General features: G+C 40.0%; 2 protein-coding genes. Both read left to right on the top strand.

The window, feature by feature from the left end; all coding sequences use genetic code 11:
- A partial coding sequence (locus tag A9Q93_RS05125) for a DUF2797 domain-containing protein (protein ID WP_303686309.1) occupies positions 1-462 on the top strand: 462 nt, incomplete at its 5' end.
- 161 nt (positions 463-623) lie between these two features.
- Positions 624-2,829: isoleucine--tRNA ligase (ileS, locus tag A9Q93_RS05130; RefSeq protein WP_303686310.1), on the top strand; the 2,206-nt coding region annotated here is incomplete at its 3' end.

Raw genomic sequence — 2,829 nt, forward strand, 5'->3', positions numbered from 1 at the left:
AGTAGTAATATAAAAGTAGGAGTAACTCGCAAAACACAAGTACCTACTCGATGGATCGATCAAGGCGCTCATGAAGCAGTAGCAATTCTAGAAACGCCCAACCGTTACCTCGCAGGAATTGCTGAAGTTGCCCTAAAAGACCACGTAGCCGATAAAACCAATTGGCGTAAAATGCTAACTAATGATGTTGTAGATGAGGATTTATTACGCTGCCGCGAAAACTTACTACAATACATACCTAAAAAAGCCCAAGAATACATTCTCGATAACGAAAAAGAATGGCAAATCAATTTTCCTGTCTTAGAATACCCTAAAAAAGTAACGAGCGTCAATCTTGCCAAAACTCCTGAACACAAAGGAAAACTAAAAGGCATCAAAGGTCAATACCTCATCTTTGAAGATGGCAAAGTGATGAATTTAAGAAGCCATGAAGGTTTTGTGGTGGAGATTGTGGTAAGCTAAAAACTCATTTTATCTAGTAGTTTTTAATAGCTGTAACCAATTGTACTGTCTATAAAACTTCACAAATACTAGATTTTATTAAAACCTCCAAAGCGCTGCACTCAATCAGCGCTTTTTTCATGCCTTTTCCGTACTTTTGCCAGCTTTAAAACACTAGTGCAATGAGTAATAAATTCAACGAATACAAAGGATTGAACCTACCTGAAGTAGATGAACGCATCAAAAACTTCTGGAAGGAAAATGACATTTTTAACAAGTCGATGACGACTCGTGAGGGAAATGAACCTTTTATTTTCTTTGAAGGACCACCATCTGCAAATGGATTACCTGGTATCCACCACGTTATGGGAAGAACGATCAAGGATTTATTCTGTCGTTTTAAAACCCAGCAAGGTTTTCAAGTGAATCGTAAAGCAGGATGGGACACGCACGGTCTTCCTGTAGAATTAGGTGTAGAAAAAGCACTTGGAATTACTAAGGAAGATATCGGCACTAAAATCTCTGTAGAAGATTACAATCAAGCTTGTAAAGATGCCGTGTTGAAATATACCGACATCTGGAGCAAGCTTACTGATGACATGGGTTACTGGGTAGATATGGAAGATCCATATATCACCTACAAGCCTAAATACATGGAAAGTGTTTGGTGGTTATTGAAACAAATCTATTCTAAAGATTTGCTTTATAAAGGTTACACCATCCAGCCGTATTCTCCAGCGGCAGGAACCGGTTTGAGCTCACACGAACTGAACCAGCCTGGCTGTTATAAAGATGTGACCGACACAACAGTAACGGCACAATTTAAAGTAGAAGACCCTTCAAAATTACCTTTTGAAACGAGTGGAGAAGTATTTTTCCTAGCTTGGACCACTACTCCATGGACCTTACCGTCTAACACAGCATTGACTGTAGGTCCTAAAATTGATTATGTCCTTGTAGAGACTTTTAATCAATATACTGGCGAGCCTATGCAAGTCATTCTTGCAGAGAAACTGGTAAGCTATCAGTTTGGTAAAAAGTACGAGGCTCTTAGTGGTGACGCTTTCGCGAAAGCGAAACTAGAATACAAATTAGGTGATAAAAAAATTCCTTATCAGTTATTAGGCTCTTGTAAAGGAACTGATCTGGTAAATTTAAGATACGAGCAGTTGTTGCCATATGCACAACCGTATGAAAACGCACAAGATGCTTATAGAGTAATCGCAGGAGACTTTGTAACCACTGAAGACGGAACAGGAATCGTACACACCGCACCGACTTTTGGAGCAGATGATGCGCTAGTATCTAAACAAGCAAATCCACCTATTCCTCCAATGTTGGTTCTAGATGAAAATCAAAACCCAGTTCCGCTAGTAACGCTTCAAGGAAAATTTAGAGATGAGTTATCTGATGTAGGTGGTAAATATGTAAAGAACGAATATTTTGCCGATGGTGAAGCACCAGAACGCTCTGTAGATGTCGACATCGCTATTGCCTTAAAAGAACAGAATCGTGCTTTTAAAGTAGAAAAATATGTCCACAGTTATCCACATTGCTGGAGAACTGATAAGCCTGTATTATACTATCCGCTAGATAGTTGGTTTATAAAAGTGACCGAGTTTAAAGACCGCATGCACGAGCTCAACAAGTCCATTAACTGGAAACCTAAATCTACTGGAGAAGGAAGATTTGGTAACTGGCTGGCAAATGCAAACGACTGGAACTTATCGCGTTCACGTTTTTGGGGAATTCCACTACCTATATGGAGAAACGAGACAGGAACCGAAGAAATGATCATAGGCTCTATAGAAGAACTCGTTGCCGAAATCGAGAAATCCATCGCCGCTGGATTCATGACGTCTAATCCGTTTGATGGGTTTAAGGCTGGAGACATGAGTGAGGAAAACTATGACTTGGTAGATCTTCATAAAAATGTAGTCGATCAGATTTTCTTAGTAGGTAAATCTGGAGAAAAACTATCTCGCGAGGCAGATCTTATAGATGTATGGTTTGACTCAGGATCCATGCCATATTCACAATGGCACTACCCTTTTGAAAATAAAGAAGCTGTAGAAAACGGCTTGAATAAAGCAGATTTTATTGCCGAAGGTGTGGACCAAACGCGTGGATGGTTCTATACACTTCACGCCATCGCAACTATGATCAGTGATGACGTGGCTTACAAAAACGTCGTTTCTAATGGACTCGTACTCGATAAAAACGGACAGAAAATGTCTAAGCGTCTAGGCAATGGAGTAGATCCATTTGAAACCCTAGGAAAATTTGGTGCCGATGCTACACGATGGTACATGGTAAGCAATGCAAATCCATGGGACAACCTGCGTTTTGATACAGATGGAATTACAGAGGTACAGCGCAAGTTTTTTG

The sequence above is a fragment of the Nonlabens dokdonensis genome (genome assembly GCF_002162835.1).
In the GTDB taxonomy this organism is placed as follows: Bacteria; Bacteroidota; Bacteroidia; order Flavobacteriales; family Flavobacteriaceae; genus Nonlabens; species Nonlabens dokdonensis_B.